An 18766-nucleotide genomic window follows, 5' to 3' on the forward strand; every position below is an offset into this window, starting at 1 on the left:
TCACACCGCCGCCTTGAAGTGGCGCGCATAGCGCGGGCACAGCTCGTCGCGCTTGAGCAGAATGAACACGTCGGCGACCTGGAAGTCCGGGTCCCAGCACGGCTCGCCGCAGATTTTCGCGCCCAGGCGCATGTATGCCTTGAGCAGGGGTGGCATTTCCGAAATCAGGTTGCCGGGAAGGTCCAGCGGCGGCAGCGGATTCTTCGGCTCGGCACGCACGTGCTCGGTGCACAGGTAGCGTTCGCGCAGGCGCTGCATGATGGCCTGCGCCTGGATGCCGCCGTCCTGCATGGGAATGCTGGCGCAGCCCATCAGGTAGCGATAGCCGCCGCGGTTGAGGGCCTCGGCGAGTTCGCCCCAGAGCACAGCGATGGTCGCGCCGTTGCGGTAATCGGGGTCGACGCAGGTGCGACCGATTTCGAGAATTGGGCCATCGAGGTGCGCCAGCCCGTGCAGGCTGAACTCCTGTTCACTGTAGAAGCTGCCCAGCCCTCGGGCGGCGACGTGGTCGAGCAGGCGAGTGGTGGCCACCAGGGCTCCGGAGTCCAGATCGCGTACGCCGATGTGCTCGCAATGAGGATCGTAGTCATCCATGTCCAGGCCGAACTCTTCGCCTTTGAGCCGCGCCGCGAATTCCTGGCTGAACACGCGGTAACGCAGGGCCTGAGCGTCGCGCAGGGCCGCCGGGCCGACCAGGCGCTCTGCTTGCAGTCGACGATGTGCCAAGGTGCGGGTCGATACGATCGCGGTCATGCTGTGTCTCCCTGAGGTCGCCGCAAGCGGCGTGACTGCCTGTCCCGGTCTGCCTGTAGGTGGCGATCGGGTTGGCAGGCTCAGGCTAGGTAGCCGTGGTGTCAGCCAGGTGACGAAGGGATGATGCTTGGATGACAGCCGCGGCGGCCGTGCACGGCGTCGCGATTGGCCTGGCGGCAGTGGTTTGGCGCCTTGCACGGGCGGTGCAGCTATGGCTTTCGAATCGGGCTCGATGCGAACCTGGACCCCGGTCCGGGGTGGAACTCTGGCCGGCTTCCCAAGCCTATATCTGGGCGTGTGAGATCCGATGCCGGCAAGGCGATTCGGCCCCCCTCGCTCAGCGGCGGCGCATCGCTGTCGCGAACGAACTTTCGCAAAGGGATTTCATGAAGCAGCAGAGCAAGCTCGGCGCCGTGCTCGGCGGTAGCGGTGTTCCGCGCATCCGCCATCCGTCGCCCCAAGAGCAACGCACTCCTGTCATTGTCAGGCCTGCGCAACGGCATCCCGCTGCCCCTGGCCGGGAGCGCCTGCGTTGAAGCTGGCGGGCGGGGTGTTCCCGTGGCGCGACGGTAATCGTTTTCGATTGCTGCTCGACGGGCCGACGTTCTTTCCGGTCATGCTCGAGGCCATCGGTACGGCTCGGCATACGATCGATCTGGAGTTCTATCTGGTCGAGGATGGGCGCTGCGCCGATCGGTTGGTTGATGCGCTGATTGCGGCGGCCGGGCGTGGCGTGGCGATACGCTGTCTGTTCGATGGCTTCGGCTGCCTCAAACTGGGGCAGAAACCCCGTGATCGGCTGGCGCAGGCCGGTGTCGACCTGCGCGTCTATAACCCTCTGTCGCTGCGCCTGCGTTTTCGCAACCTGCACCGCGATCACCGCAAGATCCTCCTGATCGATGACCGCGTCGGTTACGTCGGAGGGGCCGGCATCACCGACGAGTTCTGGAATCCAGATGACCCGAGCGAGCACTGGCACGAAGCGATGGCGGAAATCGGTGGCCCGCTGCTGGCGGACTGGCAACGCCTGTTCGAAGCGCAGTGGGTGCATTGCCTGAAGCGACGTATCTGGCAATTGCCGGTGCCGGTCCGGCCGCCGCGGATTCCGCCCAGCCCGATGGCTACCGAGGGCATGGGCCGTGTGGCCTACGCGGCGGCGCGCCAGCACCGCGATGTGCTGCACAGTCTGCTGCGCAATATCCGACTGGCCAAGGACAGGATCTGGCTGGCTACTCCCTATTTCCTGCCAACTGGCAAGGTCCGCCGCGCCCTGATCCGCGCGGCTCGACGCGGGGTCGACGTGCGCCTGCTGCTGACCAGTCGCAACACCGATCATCCGCCGGTACGTTATGCCGGGCAGCGCTACTACCCACGCTTGCTGAGAGTCGGCGTGCGCATCTTCGAATATCAGCCACACTTCCTGCACCTGAAGATGGTGCTGGTGGACGACTGGGTCAGCGTCGGTTCCTGCAACTTCGATCACTGGAACCTGCGCTGGAATCTGGAAGCCAATCTCGAAGTGATCGATCCGGGATTCGCCGGCGAGGCGGCGATGAGCTTCGAGCAGGATTTTCAGCAGAGTCTGGAAATCGATATGGCGCAGTGGAAGCATCGACCGTTGTTCACCCGCGTGCATCAGCGTTTGTGGGGCACGCTCGACAAGCTGCTGATCAACGTTTTCAACCGCAGCGGCTGAGCCGCCAGCCTTTTAAGCCTTTTCACCGGAGGACACGCACATGGCCGCGAAAAAGATTCTGATGCTGGTGGGAGACTACGTCGAAGACTACGAAACCATGGTCCCATTCCAGGCACTGCTGATGGTTGGGCACAACGTCCATGCGGTCTGCCCCGACAAGAAGGCGGGGGAGACGGTGCGTACCGCTATCCACGACTTCGAAGGCGAGCAGACCTATAGCGAAAAGCCCGGGCATCGGTTTGCGCTCAATTTCGACTTCGCCCAGGTGCGCGAGCAGGATTATGACGCGCTGGTGATTCCAGGCGGTCGTGCTCCGGAGTACCTGCGCCTCAATGACCAGGTGCTGGCGCTGGTCAGGGCCTTCGCCGAAGCGCGCAAGCCGATCGCGGCGGTGTGCCATGGCGCCCAGTTGCTGGCCGCAGCGGGCGTGCTGCAAGGGCGAGGCTGCAGCGCCTATCCGGCGTGTGCCCCTGAGGTGAAGCTGGCCGGCGGCGAGTTCGTCGACATCCCGGTCGATCAGGCGCACACCGAAGGCAATCTGGTCACGGCCCCCGCCTGGCCTGCTCATCCGGCCTGGCTGGCGGCGTTTCTCAAGCTGCTCGGTACCGAGATCCGTCTGTGATCGAAATGGCTGCGGCGGCTTTGCCCGACGCAGCCGCTTTCACTATGCTGTCGGCCCTTCATCGACCAAGGCGAGGCTCACAGTGCCCGACTCTTCCCACGACCCGCTGCACGGCGTGACGCTCGAGGCCATGCTCGTCGAGCTTCAGGCCCGTTACGGTTGGGATGGCCTTGCCCAGCGTATCGATATTCGCTGCTTCAAGAGCGAGCCGAGCATCAAGTCCAGCCTGACCTTTCTGCGTCGTACCCCCTGGGCGCGGGAAAAGGTCGAGGCGCTGTTCGTGCGGATGCGCCAGTCGCGCTGATGCGGGATCGGAACCGCGCGCAATAAAAAGCCCGGCGCAAGGCCGGGCTTTTTATTGCCGGTGGGTTACTGCACTTCCACCGCCAGGCTTTCCGCGATCTTCTTGTTCCAGATCGCCGGGCCGGTGATGTGCACCGATTCGCCCTGGGTGTCCACGGCGACCGTGACAGGCATGTCCTTGACGTCGAATTCGTAGATCGCTTCCATGCCCAGCTCGGGGAATGCCAGCGTCTTGGAACCCTTGATCGCCTGCGACACGAGGTAGGCAGCGCCACCGACGGCCATCAGGTAGACCGCCTTGTTGTCGCGAATCGCGTCGATGGCGATCGGGCCGCGCTCGGACTTGCCGATCATGCCGAGCAGGCCGGTGCTTTCCAGGATCTGGCGGGTGAACTTGTCCATCCGCGTCGCGGTGGTGGGGCCGGCCGGTCCTACCACTTCGTCGCCGACCGGATCGACCGGGCCAACGTAATAGATGAAGCGGCCCTTGAGGTCCACTGGCAGCTGCTCGCCCTTGTTGAGCATGTCGACCATGCGCTTGTGGGCGGCGTCGCGGCCGGTGAGCATCTTGCCGTTGAGCAGCAGGGTCTCGCCCGGCTTCCACGCCTGTACTTCTTCCGGCGTGATGGTATCCAGGTTGACCCGGCGCGCGGACGGGCCAGCTTCCCAGACGATATCCGGGTAGGCGTCCAGCGGCGGCGCTTCCAGCTCGGCGGGACCGGAGCCGTCGAGGATGAAATGCGCGTGGCGGGTGGCTGCGCAGTTGGGGATCATGCACACCGGCAGGCTCGCGGCATGGGTCGGGTAGTCCATGATCTTGACGTCGAGCACGGTGGTCAGGCCGCCCAGGCCCTGGGCACCGATGCCGAGCTGGTTGACCTTCTCGAACAGCTCCAGGCGCAGCTCCTCGATACGGTTCTGCGGGCCGCGAGCCTTGAGTTCGTGGATGTCGATCGGCTCCATCAGCACTTCCTTGGCCATTACCGCGGCTTTCTCGGCGGTGCCGCCGATACCGATGCCGAGCATGCCCGGCGGACACCAGCCAGCGCCCATGGTCGGTACGGTTTTCAGCACCCAGTCGACGATCGAGTCGGACGGGTTGAGCATGGCCATCTTCGACTTGTTTTCCGAGCCGCCACCCTTGGCCGCCACGTCGACTTCCACGGTATTGCCGGGCACGATCGAGTAGTGGATGACCGCCGGGGTGTTGTCCTTGGTGTTTTTGCGGGAACCCGCCGGGTCGGCGAGGATCGAAGCTCGAAGCACGTTCTCCGGCAGGTTGTAGGCCCGACGCACGCCTTCGTTGATCATGTCGTCGAGGCTCATGCTGGCGCCGTCCCAGCGGACGTCCATACCGACCTTGACGAACACGGTGACGATGCCGGTGTCCTGGCAGATCGGGCGGTGGCCGGTGGCACACATGCGTGAGTTGATCAGGATCTGAGCCATGGAATCGCGTGCAGCCGGAGATTCTTCACGCAGGTAGGCTTCGTGCATGGCCTGAATGAAGTCGAGGGGGTGGTAATAGGAAATGAACTGTAGGGCATCGGCGACGCTTTGAATCAGGTCGTCTTGCTTGATCACGGTCATGCTGCGCGTCCTCTAGGGGGGGCGGGAACAACCGAGGCACGCCGAGCCAGGCAGCTGGCGTGCTCTCGCAGGAAAAACGCGCGGCAGTATAGCGCGCTGCATTGAATGGACACAGCCGCAGGAGAGAAGGGATGCGCACTAGGTTTTCGTCTGGCTTTGACGTATTTTGCTATCAAAATGATATTGCGGGATGGACCCCATGGGCGTGATGCGCGATGACGGGGCTCAGCAGGCGCTACAGCTTTTGCTGCTCAAACGCTTCGGCATGGCCGCAGGAACCTATGCGCTGGCTTTACTGCTTACCTGGCTGACCGTAGTCGGCGGGTTCTACCAGGCACCGGCCAGCACGGCGGTAGCATCCGGCGGGATGATTGTCGGTAGTCAACTGGTCTTCCTTTATTTCTTCCGCAGTGGGCTCAACCTCCGCTTCGAGGACCCGAGCCTGACCGAGCCTCAGGTCCTGGTCGGGCTGCTCTGGCTGACCTATTTCCTCGCGCATCTGGGCGAGGCCCGTGGCTCGCTGATCGTCCTCTATATCCTGGTGCTGCTGTTCGCCGCCTTCAGCCTCAGACCCCTGGTCTTCGTACGCTGCGCAGCCCTTGCGTTTTGCAGCTATGCCGGGCTCAACCTGTGGGATCACTTCAATCGGGTGCTGGTACAGCCAAAACTCGCGCTGCTAGAGGCCTGCGTGCTGCTGGTGATGCTGGTCTGGATGAGCCTCTTCGTCAGTTACCTGTACCAGATGCGCCAGCGGATGCGGCAGCGGCGTTTCGCCTTGCAGGCCCATCAGGAGACGCTGCGTGGAATGATGCGCCAGCTCGAAGACCTGGCATCTACCGACGAGCTGACCGGACTGTTCAATCGGCGGCATTTCATCAAGCTGGCCGAGGCCGATATCAGGCGCCTTCGACCGGGACATCGCTCGGGCCTGGCGCTGATCGATCTGGATCATTTCAAGCGCATCAACGATGTGCATGGCCACGCCACCGGAGATCTGGTGCTGCAGTGCTTCGCCAGCATCGCCCGGGGCTGCCTGCGAGAGGGCGACATTCTGGCCCGCTACGGTGGCGAAGAGTTCGTCCTGCTGCTGCCGGATACCGAGCCGGAGACTTTCACGGCCTGTTGCGAGCGTCTGCGCGAAGCTTTCGCTGCGGCCGAAGTTCCAGATACCAATGTCGATGCTTCGCAGCTGAGCCTGTCGGTGGGCATGACCCTGCTGAACGCGAACGACGATCTGGAAGCGGCGCTGCAGCATGCCGACGAGGCGCTGTACGAGGCCAAGCGCAGCGGGCGCAATCGCTGTCAGGCATCCTGGGGTAGAGTGTGATGCCTGAGCTGTGCTGCGCCGGGCAGTGCTGGTCGGTCGAGGCGGGTGCCAATCTGCTCGATGCGCTCAATCTCGCCGGTCATCGTGTGCCCTATAGCTGTCGTGCCGGCAGTTGCCATGCCTGCATGGTGCGTTGTACCGCAGGCCAACCCGAGGATGCCAGACCAGACGCGTTGCCATTCGACCAACGTGCGGCAGGCTGGCGTCTGGCCTGCCAGTGCCGCGTCCGCGAGAGCCTGAACGTCGAGGTCTACGATCCCGAGCGAGAAGGCATTCCAGCAAACGTGCAGCACCTCGACTGGCCAGCCAAGGGCATCGCCCGGCTACGCTTGCAGCCCCAGCGGCCCTTTCGCTACAACGCCGGCCAGCATGTTCTGCTCTGGACCGAACAGGGCGTCGCCCGGCCCTATTCGCTGGCCAGTCTTCCTGCCGAGGATGCCTGGCTGGAGTTTCATGTGGATTGTCGCAACCCCGGAGCCTTCAGCGAGGCTGTGCGCCATCTTTCGCTGGGCGATACCTTGCGCCTGGGCAACCTGCATGGCGGGGCGCTGCATTACGATCCGCTCTGGGAAAATCAGCCGCTGCTCCTGCTCGCCAGCGGGACTGGTCTCGCGCCGCTGTGGGCGATCCTTCGCGAGGCGCTGCGTCAGGGGCATACGGCGCCGATCCGGCTGATTCATGTTGGCTACGGCTATTTGGGCGAGGCGCTGGAGGCGCTGGCCCTGTCGCAACCGCAGGTAGAGGTGGAGCGGGTTGAGGAAGGGCAGGAATGGCTCGCCTCGCTGCAACCGACCTCGCGGCGGACTATCGCGTTGCTCTGTGGGGGGGATGGCTTCGTCGAGGCGGCTTCACGGCGTCTGTTCATGACCGGCTTGCCGCGTGGCCAGATATTCAGTGACACCTTCGTGTCTGCAAAGCACGACGCATAAAAAAAGCGGAGGGGCCAGAGGCGCTCCGCTTGGTACCGTCAGCTCGATCAGACCAGCGCTTCGCCAACGTGCAACAGCTTCATGCTGTTGGTGCCGCCGATGGTGTGGTAGCTGTCGCCCTTGGTCAGGATCACCCAGTCGCCCGGCTGAACCAGGCCGCGCTGCAGCAGTTCGTTCACCGCGGCCTGGCTGACGCTTTCGCTGCGCTCGATGGAAGGGTCGAACGGGATGGTGTACACGCCGCGGAACAGCGCGACCCGAGCCTGGGTTTCGCGGTTCGGCGCGAAGGCATAGATCGGTACCGACGACCGGATGCGCGACATGATCAACGGGGTGAAACCGCTCTCGGTCAGGCTGATGATCGCCTTGACGCCCGGGAAGTGGTTGGCCGTATACATCGCCGCCAGGGCGATGCTCTCGTCGCAACGGTCGAAGCTATGGCCCAGGCGATGGCTCGATTTCTGGCTGGTGGGATGCTTCTCGGCGCCGAGGCAGACCCGGGCCATGGCCTTGACCGCTTCGACCGGATAGGCACCGGCAGCGCTTTCGGCCGAGAGCATCACCGCGTCGGTGTAGTCCAGCACGGCGTTCGCCACGTCGGAGACCTCGGCGCGGGTGGGCATCGGGTTGGCGATCATCGACTCCATCATCTGGGTCGCGGTGATCACCGCTTTGTTGTAGCGACGCGCGTGCAGAATGATCTTTTTCTGGATGCCGACCAACTCCGCGTCGCCAACCTCGACGCCTAGGTCGCCGCGCGCCACCATCACCGCATCGCTGGCGCGAATCAGCCCATCGAGCGCTTCGTCGTCGGCCACGGCCTCGGCCCGTTCGATCTTCGCGACCAGCCAGGCCGTGCCACCGGACTCGTCACGCAGACGGCGCGCCAGCTCCATGTCGGCGGCATCGCGGGGGAAGGACACGGCCAGGTAGTCAAGTTCCATTTCCGCGGCCAGCTTGATGTCGGCCTTGTCCTTGGCGGTCAGCGCCGGGGCGGTCAGGCCGCCACCGCGACGGTTGATGCCCTTGTGGTCCGACAGCGGGCCGCCGATCAGGACCTTGCAGTGCAGCTCGTCGGCGGTCTTGTGTTCGACGCACATCACTACACGGCCATCGTCGAGCAGCAGCTCGTCGTTGACCGAGCAATCGCTGATCAGGTCCGGGTAGTCGATACCGACCACCTCCTGGGTACCGGCGTCGCGCGGATGGGTGACGGAGAAGCGGAACAGATCGCCTTCCTTGAGCTCGATGCGCTTGTCGGCGAATTTGGCGATGCGGATCTTCGGGCCCTGCAGGTCGCCGAGCAGCGCCACATAGCGCCCGTGCTTGGCGGCGATTTCGCGGATCAGGCGCGCTCGAGCCTTGTGCTCGTCCGGCGTGCCGTGGGAAAAGTTGAGGCGTGCAACGTTGAGCCCGGCAAGGATCAGTTGTTCGATCACTTCCGGAGAATTGCTGGCGGGGCCGAGGGTGGCGACGATTTTGGTACGACGCGAGGTCATGCAAAGACTCCTTGTTCTGGCTGGCCTGGAGGCTACTACGCGCTGGCGCTGTAGTCATTGTTGCGCGGCACTACTCTTTGGGCATGGCACGTACGGCAGGAGCGGCTGCAGATTCTGCCCGGCCGGTCGATAACGTCCTCAACGGAGGATCCCCATGCGCATTTTCATTCTGTTCACCCTGGCCATTCTAGCCACTGGCTGCAGCACCCAGAGCTCGCTCGACCGCCACTTGAACAATGCCTATCAGCATTACGAGAGGGGCGACTGCGACAAGGCCATGCTCGAGCTGTCCCAGGCCGAACGCCGTAGCCGATCGCGCAGCTACCTGCAGCCGGAGATTTCGCTGTTGCGCGGCCAGTGCCTGGAACGTCAAGGGCTGTTCGTCGACGCCGCGCAGACCTACCAGTTCATCATCACCCGCTACCCGGCCAGCGAATATGCCTTCCGTTCGCGCGCCAGGCTGGAGACGCTGCGACAGTTGGGGCATTATCAGCCAAGCGAGCCGGCAAAGGTGCGTCCAGCCAAGCCTTGAGTGCTCGCGGACGAAGCCAAGGAGGGATTCTGTGCGACTGTTCTTGTGGATTGCGTTGGCGTTGCCTTTGGTCGCATCGGCGCAGATTTATCGCTGGACCGACGAGCAGGGGCGCGTGCAGTTTGGTCAGAACCCACCGGCTGGTGCCGAGCGGGTAGAGGTCAAGCCGCAGGTAATGGAGCGGGACGACGCGGCGCATGAACGCCTGCAGCGGACAGAGCGCTTGTTCGAGGCGCGGCGCCAGGAGCAGCAGGCAGCCGGGGAGAAAGCGCAGAAGGTCCGGGCTGAGCGTGACGAGCGCTGCCAGCGTTTTCGCCGCGAGCTTGCGCAGCTGGCCGACGGCGGGCGTTTTTTTAGCACCGACGAGCGCGGCGAGCGGCAGTACTACAGCGAGACTCAGGTCGAGTCTGCGCGGCAATATTTGGCAGGCAGGATCAGCCGGGACTGTAGCGGCTGACTGGCCGTAAAGTAATGCAGCAGCCATACTGGCAGCAGGTGGGGGAGGTCAGATCATGCTCAACCAACGGCGTATCGAACGACACCAGTTGCCCTATTACCTCAAGGTTTTCAACCGTATCACCGACAAGCCGATGGGATTCATCGGCAACCTGTCGGAGAAAGGGCTGATGCTCATCAGCCCCTATCCCATGCTGGTCAATGCGCGGTTCGACATGCGCCTGAAAATCCCCGGCCAGGAGGGGCGCCTTCGTTATGTGGACTTTTCCGCGACCTGCCAGTGGACTCATGAAGACGTGACGCCGGGCAGCTTCGATTCGGGCTTCGCCCTGATCGCGCCGTCGGCCGAGTTCGTCGGCATGATCAACGCGCTACAGCATTACTTCAGTTTCCAGTCGTTCGTTCCCACCGGTGGTTCGCCGAGCCCGGCGTGGCGCGAGGACGATGGCTATATGGAACCGATCGAGTCAGCGCCGACCCGGCGCGCTGAGCGCGGGTAAAGGATCAGAGCGTGCCGGCCTTCTTCCAGGCCAGATAGCGGGCGACGATCTCGGGGCCTAGCTCGGCAGGGCGGACGTCCAGAACCGGTACGCCATGGGCTATCAGCCGCTCGTGCAGGGTGTTGCGTGCATTGAGGTAATCGACCGTGCCGCAATAGGCGAGCGCCTGCTCGTATCCCTCGATCGGTGTACTGCGCAGCCGGTCGAGCACTTCTTCCCTCAGACTGACCACCAGGACCCGATGCTGGCGCGAAAGGCGGCGCACCGCGGTCAGCAGCTCCGCGTCATCGTCGTCCCTCAGATTGCTCACCAGTACGACCAACGCACGCCGGCGTTGCCGGGCCAGTACAGCGTCGACGGCAGTGGCAAAGTCCGTCGCAAGCGTGCTGCTCTGCAGATCGTACAGGGCGTTGAGCAGGCTGTTCAGGTGCGCCGGCCCCTTGGCCGGGGCGACGAAGCGTGGCTGCTGCGTGGCGAAGGCCGAAATGCCGACCGCGTCTCCCTGGCGCAGCGCGACATGGCTGAGCAGCAGGCACGCGTTGAGGGCATGATCGAAATGCGAGAGTTCGTCATCCTGGCTGCGCATCCGCCGGCCGCCATCGAGCATGAAAAGAATTTGCTGATCGCGTTCGTCCTGGTATTCGCGGGCGATCGGTGTGCGCTTGCGCGCAGTAGCCTTCCAGTCGATTTGACGGAGTGTGTCGCCGTCGCGGAATTCGCGCAGTTGATGGAATTCCATTCCGAGACCACGGCGAGGCTGCTGCCGGACGCCGAGCTGGCTGAGCCAGTTGTCCACCGCGGTGAGTTGCGCACCGTGCAGCCTGGCGAAGTCGGGGTAGACCCGTGCCTGGGCGGGCAGCGCTAGCAGGCGTCGCATTCGCCAGAGGCCCAGCGGGCTCGGCAGGCGGATCTCGCAGGTCTCGAAGGTGAAATGGCCGCGACGGGTCGGGCGAAGGAAGTAGCCGAGCTCGCCGCGCTCTCCGGGCCGCAGCGTGATCCGCTGCGGCAGGTGTTCGATCGTCATCCCAGGCGGTGCATGGTCGAACACCTCGAGGGTGATCGGCTGCGCGAAGCGATGGTGGAATTCCAGGCGCACCTCGCTGCTACGGCCAAGCGGCAGATTACCCGACAGCCTCCGCGTCGGCTCGGGCGCCGGCAACCGCCGCAGCTGCAGCGCGTCGAACGCGGCGATGGCCAGCATGGCGAGCAGCAAGCTCCACCACAGACCGTCCAGCGCCCGAGGCAAGGCGATGCCCAGGGCCGGCAATGCGCCGAGCAGGACGGCGAGCAGCAGCAGGGCGACCGTCAGGATGATCAACCGGCGGGAGGGGTTCATGGGCGTGGCGTCCGGATCACAGGCGCGGCGCCGGAATCTGGTCGAGCAGCTGGCGCAGCACCTGGTCGGCCGAGAGCCCTTCGATATCCAGCTCCGGCGATAGCCGCACTCGGTGGCGCAGCACGGGCAGGGCGCAGGCCTTGATGTCGTCCGGGGTGACGAACTCACCACCGCGCAGCAGGGCGCGTGCTCGGCCGCCGCGCACCAGGGCGATGGAGGCCCGCGGGCCGGCGCCGAGGGTGAGGCCGGGCCAGGAGCGCGTGGCTCTTGCCATCCGCACGGCATATTCGAGCACTTGCTCGTCGACGGGCAGGTCGGCGGCGATCTTCTGCAGCGCGAGGATGTCTCGGGCCTGCAACAGGCTGCGCAGCGAGGCGACGTCGAGCATGTCGCCCTTGGCCGACCGCGTCACCTGGCGTACCAGGGTCATCTCTTCCTCGGCCTGCGGGTAGTCCATGCGCAGCATCAGCATGAAACGATCGAGCTCTGCCTCGGGCAGCGGGTAGGTCCCTTCCTGCTCGATGGGGTTCTGCGTGGCCATCACTAGAAAGGGTTGCGGTACGGCCAGCGCACGCCCTTCGAGGGTGATCTGACGTTCCTGCATGACCTCGAGCAGAGCGGCCTGCGTCTTCGCAGGCGCCCGGTTGATCTCGTCCGCAAGCAATAGGTTGGTGAATGCCGGCCCTTTGCGCAGTTTGAACTGCTCGCTCTGCAGGTCGTAGACCGCGTGGCCAGTGACGTCGCTGGGCATCAGGTCAGGGGTGAACTGGATGCGGGCGAACTCACCGCCGAAACAGCGCGCCAGTGCACGAATCAGCAGCGTCTTGCCGAGGCCCGGAACCCCTTCGATAAGGACGTGGCCGCCGGCGATGAGCGCTGTGAGCACGCCCTCGACAACCTCGTTCTGCCCGATCACGGCCTTGTGCAGCTCCTGGTTGAGAGCCTGGACGAGCTGGCTGGCGCGCGCGCGCTGGCTGCTTGGCGTCGCCGCCGGCGGCGTGCTGGCGGTCGATTCGGGAGTCTGTTCGCTCATAGGGCATTCCTGAGGTTTTGCAGGTGGGCGACCTGGCGGGTGAAATCGAGGGGACGAATGCGTTCTGCGGCCACGGGCCGCATCGCCTGGCTGATGGCGTTGACCGGCAGCCTGCTCAGCTGGCCCAGTACCTGCCACTGTTCCGCGACCGGGAGGCGTTCAAAACCGGGGTGCCGGTGGCGCGCTCGCCGCTGGATGTCCTTTTGCAGACTCTGTAGCAAGCGCTGTGGCCCGCTGCGGCGCAGGAGGAAGTCCGCCGTTCCGCGAAGATGCTCCTGGAGTTGGCGGCGTGCGGGGCTCGCCGGAACCAGGATCGGGCCCTGGCGCTGGGCATGGTGCCAGAGCAGCAGGGCGAGCATCAGCAGCAGGGCTGTCAGTGCCTGTGGGAAATGCTTCAGCAGCAGGCGGGCCAGATTCTCGTGATCGGCACGGTAAATGAGCGTCACCGCGCTGTCCTGGGTCAGGTACCAGAGCAGCCAGGCGTGGTCGTACTGGCCGATCTTGCGGTTCTGCCAGATCCAGGCGTCGGTCAGCACCGTCACGAGGCCATCGCCATGTTGCAGCTGAAGCATGTGCGTGGCGCCTGCGCTGTTGGCCCAGGCGTGTGCCCGATTGCCGGCGTCGTACAGGTGATAACCGGTGTCGAAGGCAAGGTAGGCGGGCGCCTGTTCGTTTTCCAAATACAGCTTGGTCAGTTCGGGATAGGGCTCGGCAGCGGCGGAATCCGCGGCTTTGCTGGCGTCTTCGGCTGTCAGCTCATCGGTTTCGTACTGCTGAAGCTCGAGACTGTCGAGTATAAGGTCGCCGCTCTTGCGTGCTTCCTCGTCCCAAAGGCGCTCGGCGACAACGATCAGATGACCGCCGCTCGCGGCCCACTCCAGCAGCTGGCGCGACTGGCGTGGGCTCATGCGGCTCCGGTCGCTGAGCAGCAGCAGGGTATTGCCGGGGCCGGGAAGTCCCTTGACGGCTTCCAGATCGTCATTGCGCCGGGTGGCAATGGCCTGTTCGCGTAGAAACGCCTCGGCCGCCAGATAGGGGTTGGCCTTGGCCTCGGGCGCAGGACCGTGCTCGATGATTTCCTCGTAAGGTTGCAGCCTGCTTTGCAGGTAGAAACCCAGCAGGCCGACCAGCACGGCGGCCGCCAGCGCGAGGGTCAGCTTGATCCGTAAGCTCATGACCCGGTTTCCTGCGTATGGCCTGCCTCGAACAGGCTGCGCCAGGTACTGCAGAGCTGGTCCCTGACCGATGCGGCGGGCATGCGATGGCCGTACGCCGCGTTCTGCCAGTGCAGGGTCAGCAACTGGACGAAATCATGCAGCGGCGGCTGGTCCAGCTGGCTTACCTGGGCGATCACCTCGCCCTCGGTATGGGCGTCTTTCAGCGGCAGTCGATGAGCGTGCACCAGACGGCTGAGCAGCGCACGATAGAGCAGGCCAAGTGCTGCGCGCGGGTTCTCGGCCCATAGTCGTTCGACTTCGCCGGCCACGTCCGACGGCAGGCTCCGGGGCTCGAGATCCAGGCCGAAGAGTTGCGTTGGAGCTTCTGGCGTTGGGCGTTGTGTCAGCCCGAAGCGTGAACCGAACACCTGCAGCCACGTACGATATCGCCAGCAGAGCATGAAGAGGCCGGCGATCAGCGCGGCCCAGAGCATCACTTCCAGCGCCTGGGCGACGGCCTCCAGACTCTTCCACATATCGCGAAGGCGTGACAGCGCTTCGAACAGGCCTTTGCCCTTTTCATCGTCCGCATCCTGCTGTTCGTCACCAAGCCGCCAGCGCGTGACGGTTTCTCGGTGTTCGAAGGGCGGATTATCGAGAATCTTCTGGATCTGCTCGCTGGAGGTCTTGCTGGTGAGCGGCTGGCTGAGTAGGCGTTGGGCTTTGGGGCTTTCGTCGCTGTCCCGCTTGGCTTCCTGCGTGGCGGCCGGTTGTTGGGCGAAGGCATCGCTCACCGGCAGAGCGGTCCACAGGCAGATCGCGATCAGCAGCGCCGGCACGATACCGGCCAGCCGCTGCTGCAGGCGCCTGAAGCCCAGTTCGATGTCCCAGCCCTCCAGAATCGTGCGGCGGTTGAGGTAGAGGCTGAAGCCGCAGGCCACGTAGATCGGTTCCCAGACGATGAGTACCAGCACATACAACAGGTTGCTCAGATGCTCCAGCCAGAGCCATTCCTGGCCATCGCCGAGCAGATCGCTCCAGTTCCAGTTATCCATCAGTTGAGCCGGCAGCATGAAGTACAGCGCCCCGAGCAGGCCCAGCCAGAGGGCAGTCTCCAGGTGCATCCCGACGATGGTTAGCCAAGTGGCCGTGCCGCTGCTTTGCTGCGCCAGAACTCCGAGACGTTGGCTTCTTGCGCGCCCGGACAGCCCTTCGAGCTGGACCACCGGCAGGTCGAAACTGCGGGTCATGCTGAAGCGGCGCCAGGTAACGCTGGCCAACCATTGGCTGCGCAGGGCGGACGGCAACGCCTTGAGGCTTTGCCTGAGGGTTGGCGTGTTACCGAACAGGGCGCGGGAAAGAATCAGCAGAGGCAGGCGTTCATAGAGCGGCTTGAACCACCAGAACAGCACAAACGCGACACTCGGGTATCGCCAGAATACCAGGCTGAGCACGGCGAACACCGGCAAGGTCAGCAATGCCCAACTGAGCATCAGGCGCGGTGCGTGGCGCCGCGCCAGGAGGACGCCGAGGTCGAGCGCTTCCCAGGCGCTGCGGGGGCGGATCGCCATGGTCGCATCACTCAGGCGCATGCGAACCCCGTCCGGCCAGTGACAGATAGAGTCCGACCAATACCCAGAGCGCCGCTCCGACCAGATATTTGACGGTCGCCGAGGTATAGGTCATCGACGACCAATAAGCCTCCACGAACGCAGCGATGAGAAGAAAGATCACCGCGCCGGCGATGAGACCGATGGCCCGTTTCGCCGCCATGCGCAGCGCCTCCGCCCGGGTGCGTTGACCAGGGGCGAGCAGGGCCCAGCCCAGCTTCAATCCTGCCGCTCCGGCGAGAGTGATGGCGGTCAGTTCGAACGCGCCATGACCGATCACGAACGACCAGAAGGGCTGGTGATAGCCGATTTCGGTCAGGTGCCCCGCGACCGCGCCGATGGTCAGGCCATTGAACAGCAGGAAAAACAAGGTGCCGATGCCGAAAAGCAGGCCGCTGGCGAAGGTCTGAAAGGCAATGCCGATGTTGTTCATGATGTAGTAGCCGAACATCAACCAGTCATCGCCCGAGCCGCGTTCGGAGAAACGACCGAGACGGCTCGCGTCGGGGTCGTACATCGACTCCATCTGGCTCACCTGATCGGCGCCCATCAGGCTGTACACCAGGTCCGGGAATAGATAGACCAGCACACCCATCAGCGCCAGGCTGCCATAGAACAGCAGGCTGGCGGCCAGCAGTGCGCGCCATTCGTGGCGCACCAGACGCGGGAAACCGCTCAGGACGAACCCCAGCAGGTCGGCCAGCAAATGACTGCGATGGCGGTAGAACTGCTGATGGCCGCGCATCGCCAATTGCCTGAGCTGGTCGATCAGGTAGCTGCTGTAGCCGCGCGACTCGGCCAGCGCCAGGTGCTGGCAGATCTGTCGGTAGGCGGCGGGAAAGTCGTGCGTCGGCTCGCTCGGCTTGCGGCCGCGCTCGAGCAGGTCGAGCTGGGCCGAAAAGCGCTGCCATTCCTTCTGATGCCGGGCTTCGAACAGGTTCTGCTTCATGTCGGGCCCAGCAAGCCGCGGGCGATCGCTTGAATACGCGCCTCGCTCTGTTCCGGCGCGACTTGCAGGGGCTCGGCCAGGATCGCCGCAAGCTCCTGGCGCCGGGGTGCGGACAGTCCCGCCTGGCGCTCGGCATAGCTCATCAGTACGCGCTGTTCGTCAAGGGTCAGCGGGAAGGGCGCGCGCATGGCTTCGATGTCCGGCAGCTGCGGCCGGTTCGTCGGCTGCTCGCGATACACCACCAGGGTTCCGGCCGCCAGATCGCCAAGGCGCTTGAACGAAGGATGAGCCAGGCAACTGAGGGCGCCGAGGAAATAGCCGAAGGGCAGCAGATCGACGAAGCGCAGCAGGTTGCGTGTCAGGGAGGCGGGCCAGCCAATCGGCGTGCCGTCGTCGTGCACCACACGCAGCCCCATCCATTGCTTGCCGGGCGTGCGCCCTTGGTTCAGCACTTCGAACAGCACCATGTACCACCATTGAACGAGGAACAGGACGATGGCGCCGAGCCCCATGCCGAATTTCCCGAGCAGAGTCAGTAGCAGGGCGAGGGCGCCAAGGATCGCACCCCGTATGGCCAGATCCAGGGCAAAGGCCAGGGCGCGCGGCACCAGCCCGGCGGGACGCAGCACGAGATCGATACCTTCCGGTGTCTCGACCTTGTGACTGTTGTCCAACGGCTCTGGAGATGAAGAACTGGCGGGTAACAAAGAGTGGACTCGTTCGAGGCGTCGAGCAAAGGCAGATGCTATGCGGCACCGCAGCGGGAATCAATTGGAGACTGGCAATATGCCGACTGGGCGACGCTGCGGCACGCCCGAGCTGGTGGCTGGCAATGGAATGGTTTAGCGGTTGCGAGCGATGTGAACGTTGGCAAGTAGGGTCCCAAGGGCGGTTCGCGTCGTCAGCGCGGGCGGCTGGGGTAGACTCGTGGCAACGCATGGAAGGATCGATCACGTGACGCCGACTATTTTCTGGTACGACTACGAAACCACCGGTATTTCGCCTCGTTGCGACCGTCCGCTGCAGGTTGCCGGAATACGCACCAACGAGGCACTGGAGGAAATCGGCGAGCCCCTGAACCTGTACTGTCGACCGGGCGACGACATCTTGCCCCATCCCGCGGCGTGCCTGGTGACCGGCATCACCCCCTCGACGTTGGAGCGCCAAGGCCTGTGCGAGGCGCAATTCATGACGCGTCTGCACGCGGAGCTGGCGCAGCCGGGTACCTGCACCGCCGGATACAACAGCATCCGCTTCGACGACGAAGTCACGCGCCATGGCTTGTATCGCACCTTCTTCGATCCCTATGCACGGGAATGGCAGGGCGGTAACAGCCGCTGGGACCTGATCGATCTGGTAAGAGCCGCCTATGCCCTGCGTCCAGAGGGTCTGGTCTGGCCGGAAGAGGACGGTCGCGTGAGTTTGAAGCTCGAGCGCCTGAGCGTGGCTAACCGCCTGGAGCACATGCAGGCTCACGACGCCTTGTCCGATGTGCGCGCGACCATAGCGCTGGCTCGCCTGATCCGCGACCGGCAGCCGCGGTTATACGATTACCTGTATCGGCTGAGGCGCAAACAACAGGTGCTCGAACAGATTCAGCTGCTCAAACCCTTCGTGCACGTGTCCGGGCGCTTTTCGGCGGCACGGCACTTCCTCTCGATCGTGCTGCCGCTCGCCTGGCATCCGGTCAATCGGAACGCGCTGATCGTCTGCGACCTGCAGGCCGACCCGTCGCCGTTGTGGCTCGAATCGGCGCAGACCTTGCGTGAGCGGCTCTATACCCGGCGCGATGAGCTTGGGGGCGAGCTGCCGGTGCCGCTGAAACTGATCCACGTGAACCGCTGCCCGGTCATCGCGCCCATGGGCGTGCTGCGCAAGGAAGATATCCAGCGTCTGGCGCTGGATGTCGACGGATGTCATCGCAACGCCGAGTCATTGCGTGAGCGTCAAGCGGACTGGCAGAACAGGCTCGACGAGATCTACCGGGAAGAGCCATTGCCCTGTCCCGACGATACCGAACAACTGTTGTACGACGGTTTCATCGGCGATCGTGACCGCAGGCTGTGCGACCGCGTGCGTAATGCGCAGCCGCATGAACTTGCAGGGCAATGGGCTTTTGCCGATCCACGTCTGGCGGAGTTGCTGTTTCGCTACCGGGCGCGAAACTTCCCGGAGTCGTTGACCGGTGAAGAAAGGCAGCAGTGGTGGGAATTCTGCAGACGACGCTTGAGCCAGCCGGAGTGCGGCGCTCCGAACACATTGGAGAGCTTCGAGGTGCAGGCCGGTCAGTTGCTGGAAGGCGCGAGTGCAGATCGGGTAGGTCTGCTGCAGCAGTGGCAGGCGCACGCCGAGCAGCTGCGTATTCGCTACGGTTTATGAGTTAAAAAAACGCCGGCTTCCTTGTTATTCGAAAAGTTTCTTTTTCGAATAACCGGGAGAACCGGCGTTCCGTGTTGCTGTGGTATCGAACCTTC

General features: G+C 64.1%; 18 protein-coding genes. 9 read left to right on the top strand and 9 right to left on the bottom strand.

Annotated elements, in window-relative coordinates; genetic code table 11:
- A complete protein-coding gene (gene olsB, locus G7026_RS01745; protein WP_181068919.1) occupies nucleotides 1–753 on the bottom strand; it encodes an L-ornithine N(alpha)-acyltransferase in 753 nt (250 codons plus the stop codon).
- Nucleotides 754–1285: 532 nt separating this feature from the next.
- Here olsB and G7026_RS01750 point away from each other — a divergent pair.
- The 3 genes from G7026_RS01750 to G7026_RS01760 all read left to right on the top strand — a co-directional run bounded on the left by G7026_RS01750 (nucleotide 1286) and on the right by G7026_RS01760 (nucleotide 3375).
- Nucleotides 1286–2449 (top strand): phospholipase D-like domain-containing protein, encoded by a 1164-nt coding sequence (locus tag G7026_RS01750; RefSeq protein WP_258190139.1) that lies wholly within the window; start codon nucleotides 1286–1288, stop codon nucleotides 2447–2449.
- A 40-nt stretch (nucleotides 2450–2489) separates the two neighbouring features.
- A complete protein-coding gene (locus G7026_RS01755) occupies nucleotides 2490–3071 on the top strand; it encodes a DJ-1/PfpI family protein (RefSeq protein ID WP_181068920.1) in 582 nt (193 codons plus the stop codon).
- 82 nt (nucleotides 3072–3153) lie between these two features.
- Nucleotides 3154–3375 carry a VF530 family protein gene (locus G7026_RS01760; protein WP_181068921.1) on the top strand — a complete coding sequence of 74 codons (222 nt, stop codon included), beginning with the start codon at nucleotides 3154–3156 and terminating at the stop codon, nucleotides 3373–3375.
- Between the two features lie 65 nt (nucleotides 3376–3440).
- Here the strand turns inward: G7026_RS01760 and G7026_RS01765 are convergent, their stop codons facing one another.
- Nucleotides 3441–4964 (bottom strand): fumarate hydratase, encoded by a 1524-nt coding sequence (locus tag G7026_RS01765; protein WP_181068922.1) that lies wholly within the window; start codon nucleotides 4962–4964, stop codon nucleotides 3441–3443.
- Between the two features lie 199 nt (nucleotides 4965–5163).
- Here G7026_RS01765 and G7026_RS01770 point away from each other — a divergent pair, with 199 nt between their 5' ends.
- Both G7026_RS01770 and G7026_RS01775 read left to right on the top strand, forming a co-directional pair.
- Nucleotides 5164–6291 (top strand): GGDEF domain-containing protein, encoded by a 1128-nt coding sequence (locus G7026_RS01770; RefSeq protein WP_181068923.1) that lies wholly within the window; start codon nucleotides 5164–5166, stop codon nucleotides 6289–6291.
- A complete protein-coding gene (locus tag G7026_RS01775; RefSeq protein WP_181068924.1) occupies nucleotides 6291–7220 on the top strand; it encodes an iron-sulfur-binding ferredoxin reductase in 930 nt (309 codons plus the stop codon). The genes G7026_RS01770 and G7026_RS01775 overlap by 1 nt, the downstream gene beginning before the upstream one ends.
- Nucleotides 7221–7267: 47 nt before the next feature.
- On the opposite strand, the gene pyk is transcribed toward G7026_RS01775, so the two are convergent.
- The gene (gene pyk, locus G7026_RS01780) at nucleotides 7268–8719 is read right to left on the bottom strand and encodes a pyruvate kinase (RefSeq protein ID WP_181068925.1); all 1452 of its coding nucleotides are present in this window, start codon (nucleotides 8717–8719) and stop codon (nucleotides 7268–7270) included.
- A gap of 154 nt (nucleotides 8720–8873) precedes the next feature.
- On the opposite strand from pyk, the gene G7026_RS01785 reads away from it, so the two are divergent.
- Genes G7026_RS01785 through G7026_RS01795 form a run of 3 tightly spaced genes read left to right on the top strand, consistent with a single transcriptional unit; the run spans nucleotide 8874 to nucleotide 10207 of the window.
- Nucleotides 8874–9251 (top strand): tetratricopeptide repeat protein, encoded by a 378-nt coding sequence (locus G7026_RS01785; protein ID WP_181068926.1) that lies wholly within the window; start codon nucleotides 8874–8876, stop codon nucleotides 9249–9251.
- 31 nt (nucleotides 9252–9282) lie between these two features.
- On the top strand, nucleotides 9283–9708 hold the full coding sequence (locus G7026_RS01790) for a DUF4124 domain-containing protein (protein WP_308811743.1): 426 nt from the start codon (nucleotides 9283–9285) through the stop codon (nucleotides 9706–9708).
- Between the two features lie 55 nt (nucleotides 9709–9763).
- Nucleotides 9764–10207 carry a PilZ domain-containing protein gene (locus G7026_RS01795; RefSeq protein WP_181068928.1) on the top strand — a complete coding sequence of 148 codons (444 nt, stop codon included), beginning with the start codon at nucleotides 9764–9766 and terminating at the stop codon, nucleotides 10205–10207.
- Between the two features lie 4 nt (nucleotides 10208–10211).
- Here G7026_RS01795 and G7026_RS01800 read toward each other — a convergent pair whose 3' ends face one another.
- The 6 genes from G7026_RS01800 to G7026_RS01825 are packed head-to-tail and all read right to left on the bottom strand — an operon-like array spanning nucleotide 10212 to nucleotide 16966.
- A complete protein-coding gene (locus tag G7026_RS01800; RefSeq protein WP_181068929.1) occupies nucleotides 10212–11543 on the bottom strand; it encodes a DUF58 domain-containing protein in 1332 nt (443 codons plus the stop codon).
- A gap of 16 nt (nucleotides 11544–11559) precedes the next feature.
- Nucleotides 11560–12576: an AAA family ATPase gene (locus G7026_RS01805; protein WP_181068930.1), complete on the bottom strand. Its 1017-nt coding sequence runs from the start codon at nucleotides 12574–12576 to the stop codon at nucleotides 11560–11562.
- The gene (locus G7026_RS01810) at nucleotides 12573–13751 is read right to left on the bottom strand and encodes a DUF4350 domain-containing protein (RefSeq protein ID WP_181068931.1); all 1179 of its coding nucleotides are present in this window, start codon (nucleotides 13749–13751) and stop codon (nucleotides 12573–12575) included. The genes G7026_RS01805 and G7026_RS01810 overlap by 4 nt, the downstream gene beginning before the upstream one ends.
- Nucleotides 13748–15325, bottom strand: coding sequence for a DUF4129 domain-containing protein (locus tag G7026_RS01815; RefSeq protein WP_181068932.1), 1578 nt, complete (start codon nucleotides 15323–15325; stop codon nucleotides 13748–13750). Before G7026_RS01815 ends, G7026_RS01810 begins: the two co-directional genes overlap by 4 nt.
- Entirely contained in the window at nucleotides 15312–16292 is a 981-nt protein-coding gene (locus tag G7026_RS01820; protein ID WP_181068933.1) for a stage II sporulation protein M, read from the bottom strand. Before G7026_RS01820 ends, G7026_RS01815 begins: the two co-directional genes overlap by 14 nt.
- Nucleotides 16289–16966, bottom strand: coding sequence for an RDD family protein (locus G7026_RS01825; RefSeq protein WP_258190140.1), 678 nt, complete (start codon nucleotides 16964–16966; stop codon nucleotides 16289–16291). Before G7026_RS01825 ends, G7026_RS01820 begins: the two co-directional genes overlap by 4 nt.
- Before the next feature lie 280 nt (nucleotides 16967–17246).
- Here G7026_RS01825 and sbcB point away from each other — a divergent pair, with 280 nt between their 5' ends.
- Nucleotides 17247–18671 (top strand): exodeoxyribonuclease I, encoded by a 1425-nt coding sequence (sbcB, locus tag G7026_RS01830; RefSeq protein WP_181068935.1) that lies wholly within the window; start codon nucleotides 17247–17249, stop codon nucleotides 18669–18671.
- Nucleotides 18672–18766 lie beyond the last annotated feature (95 nt).

This window comes from Stutzerimonas azotifigens (assembly GCF_013522725.1).
In the GTDB taxonomy this organism is placed as follows: Bacteria; Pseudomonadota; Gammaproteobacteria; order Pseudomonadales; family Pseudomonadaceae; genus Stutzerimonas; species Stutzerimonas azotifigens_A.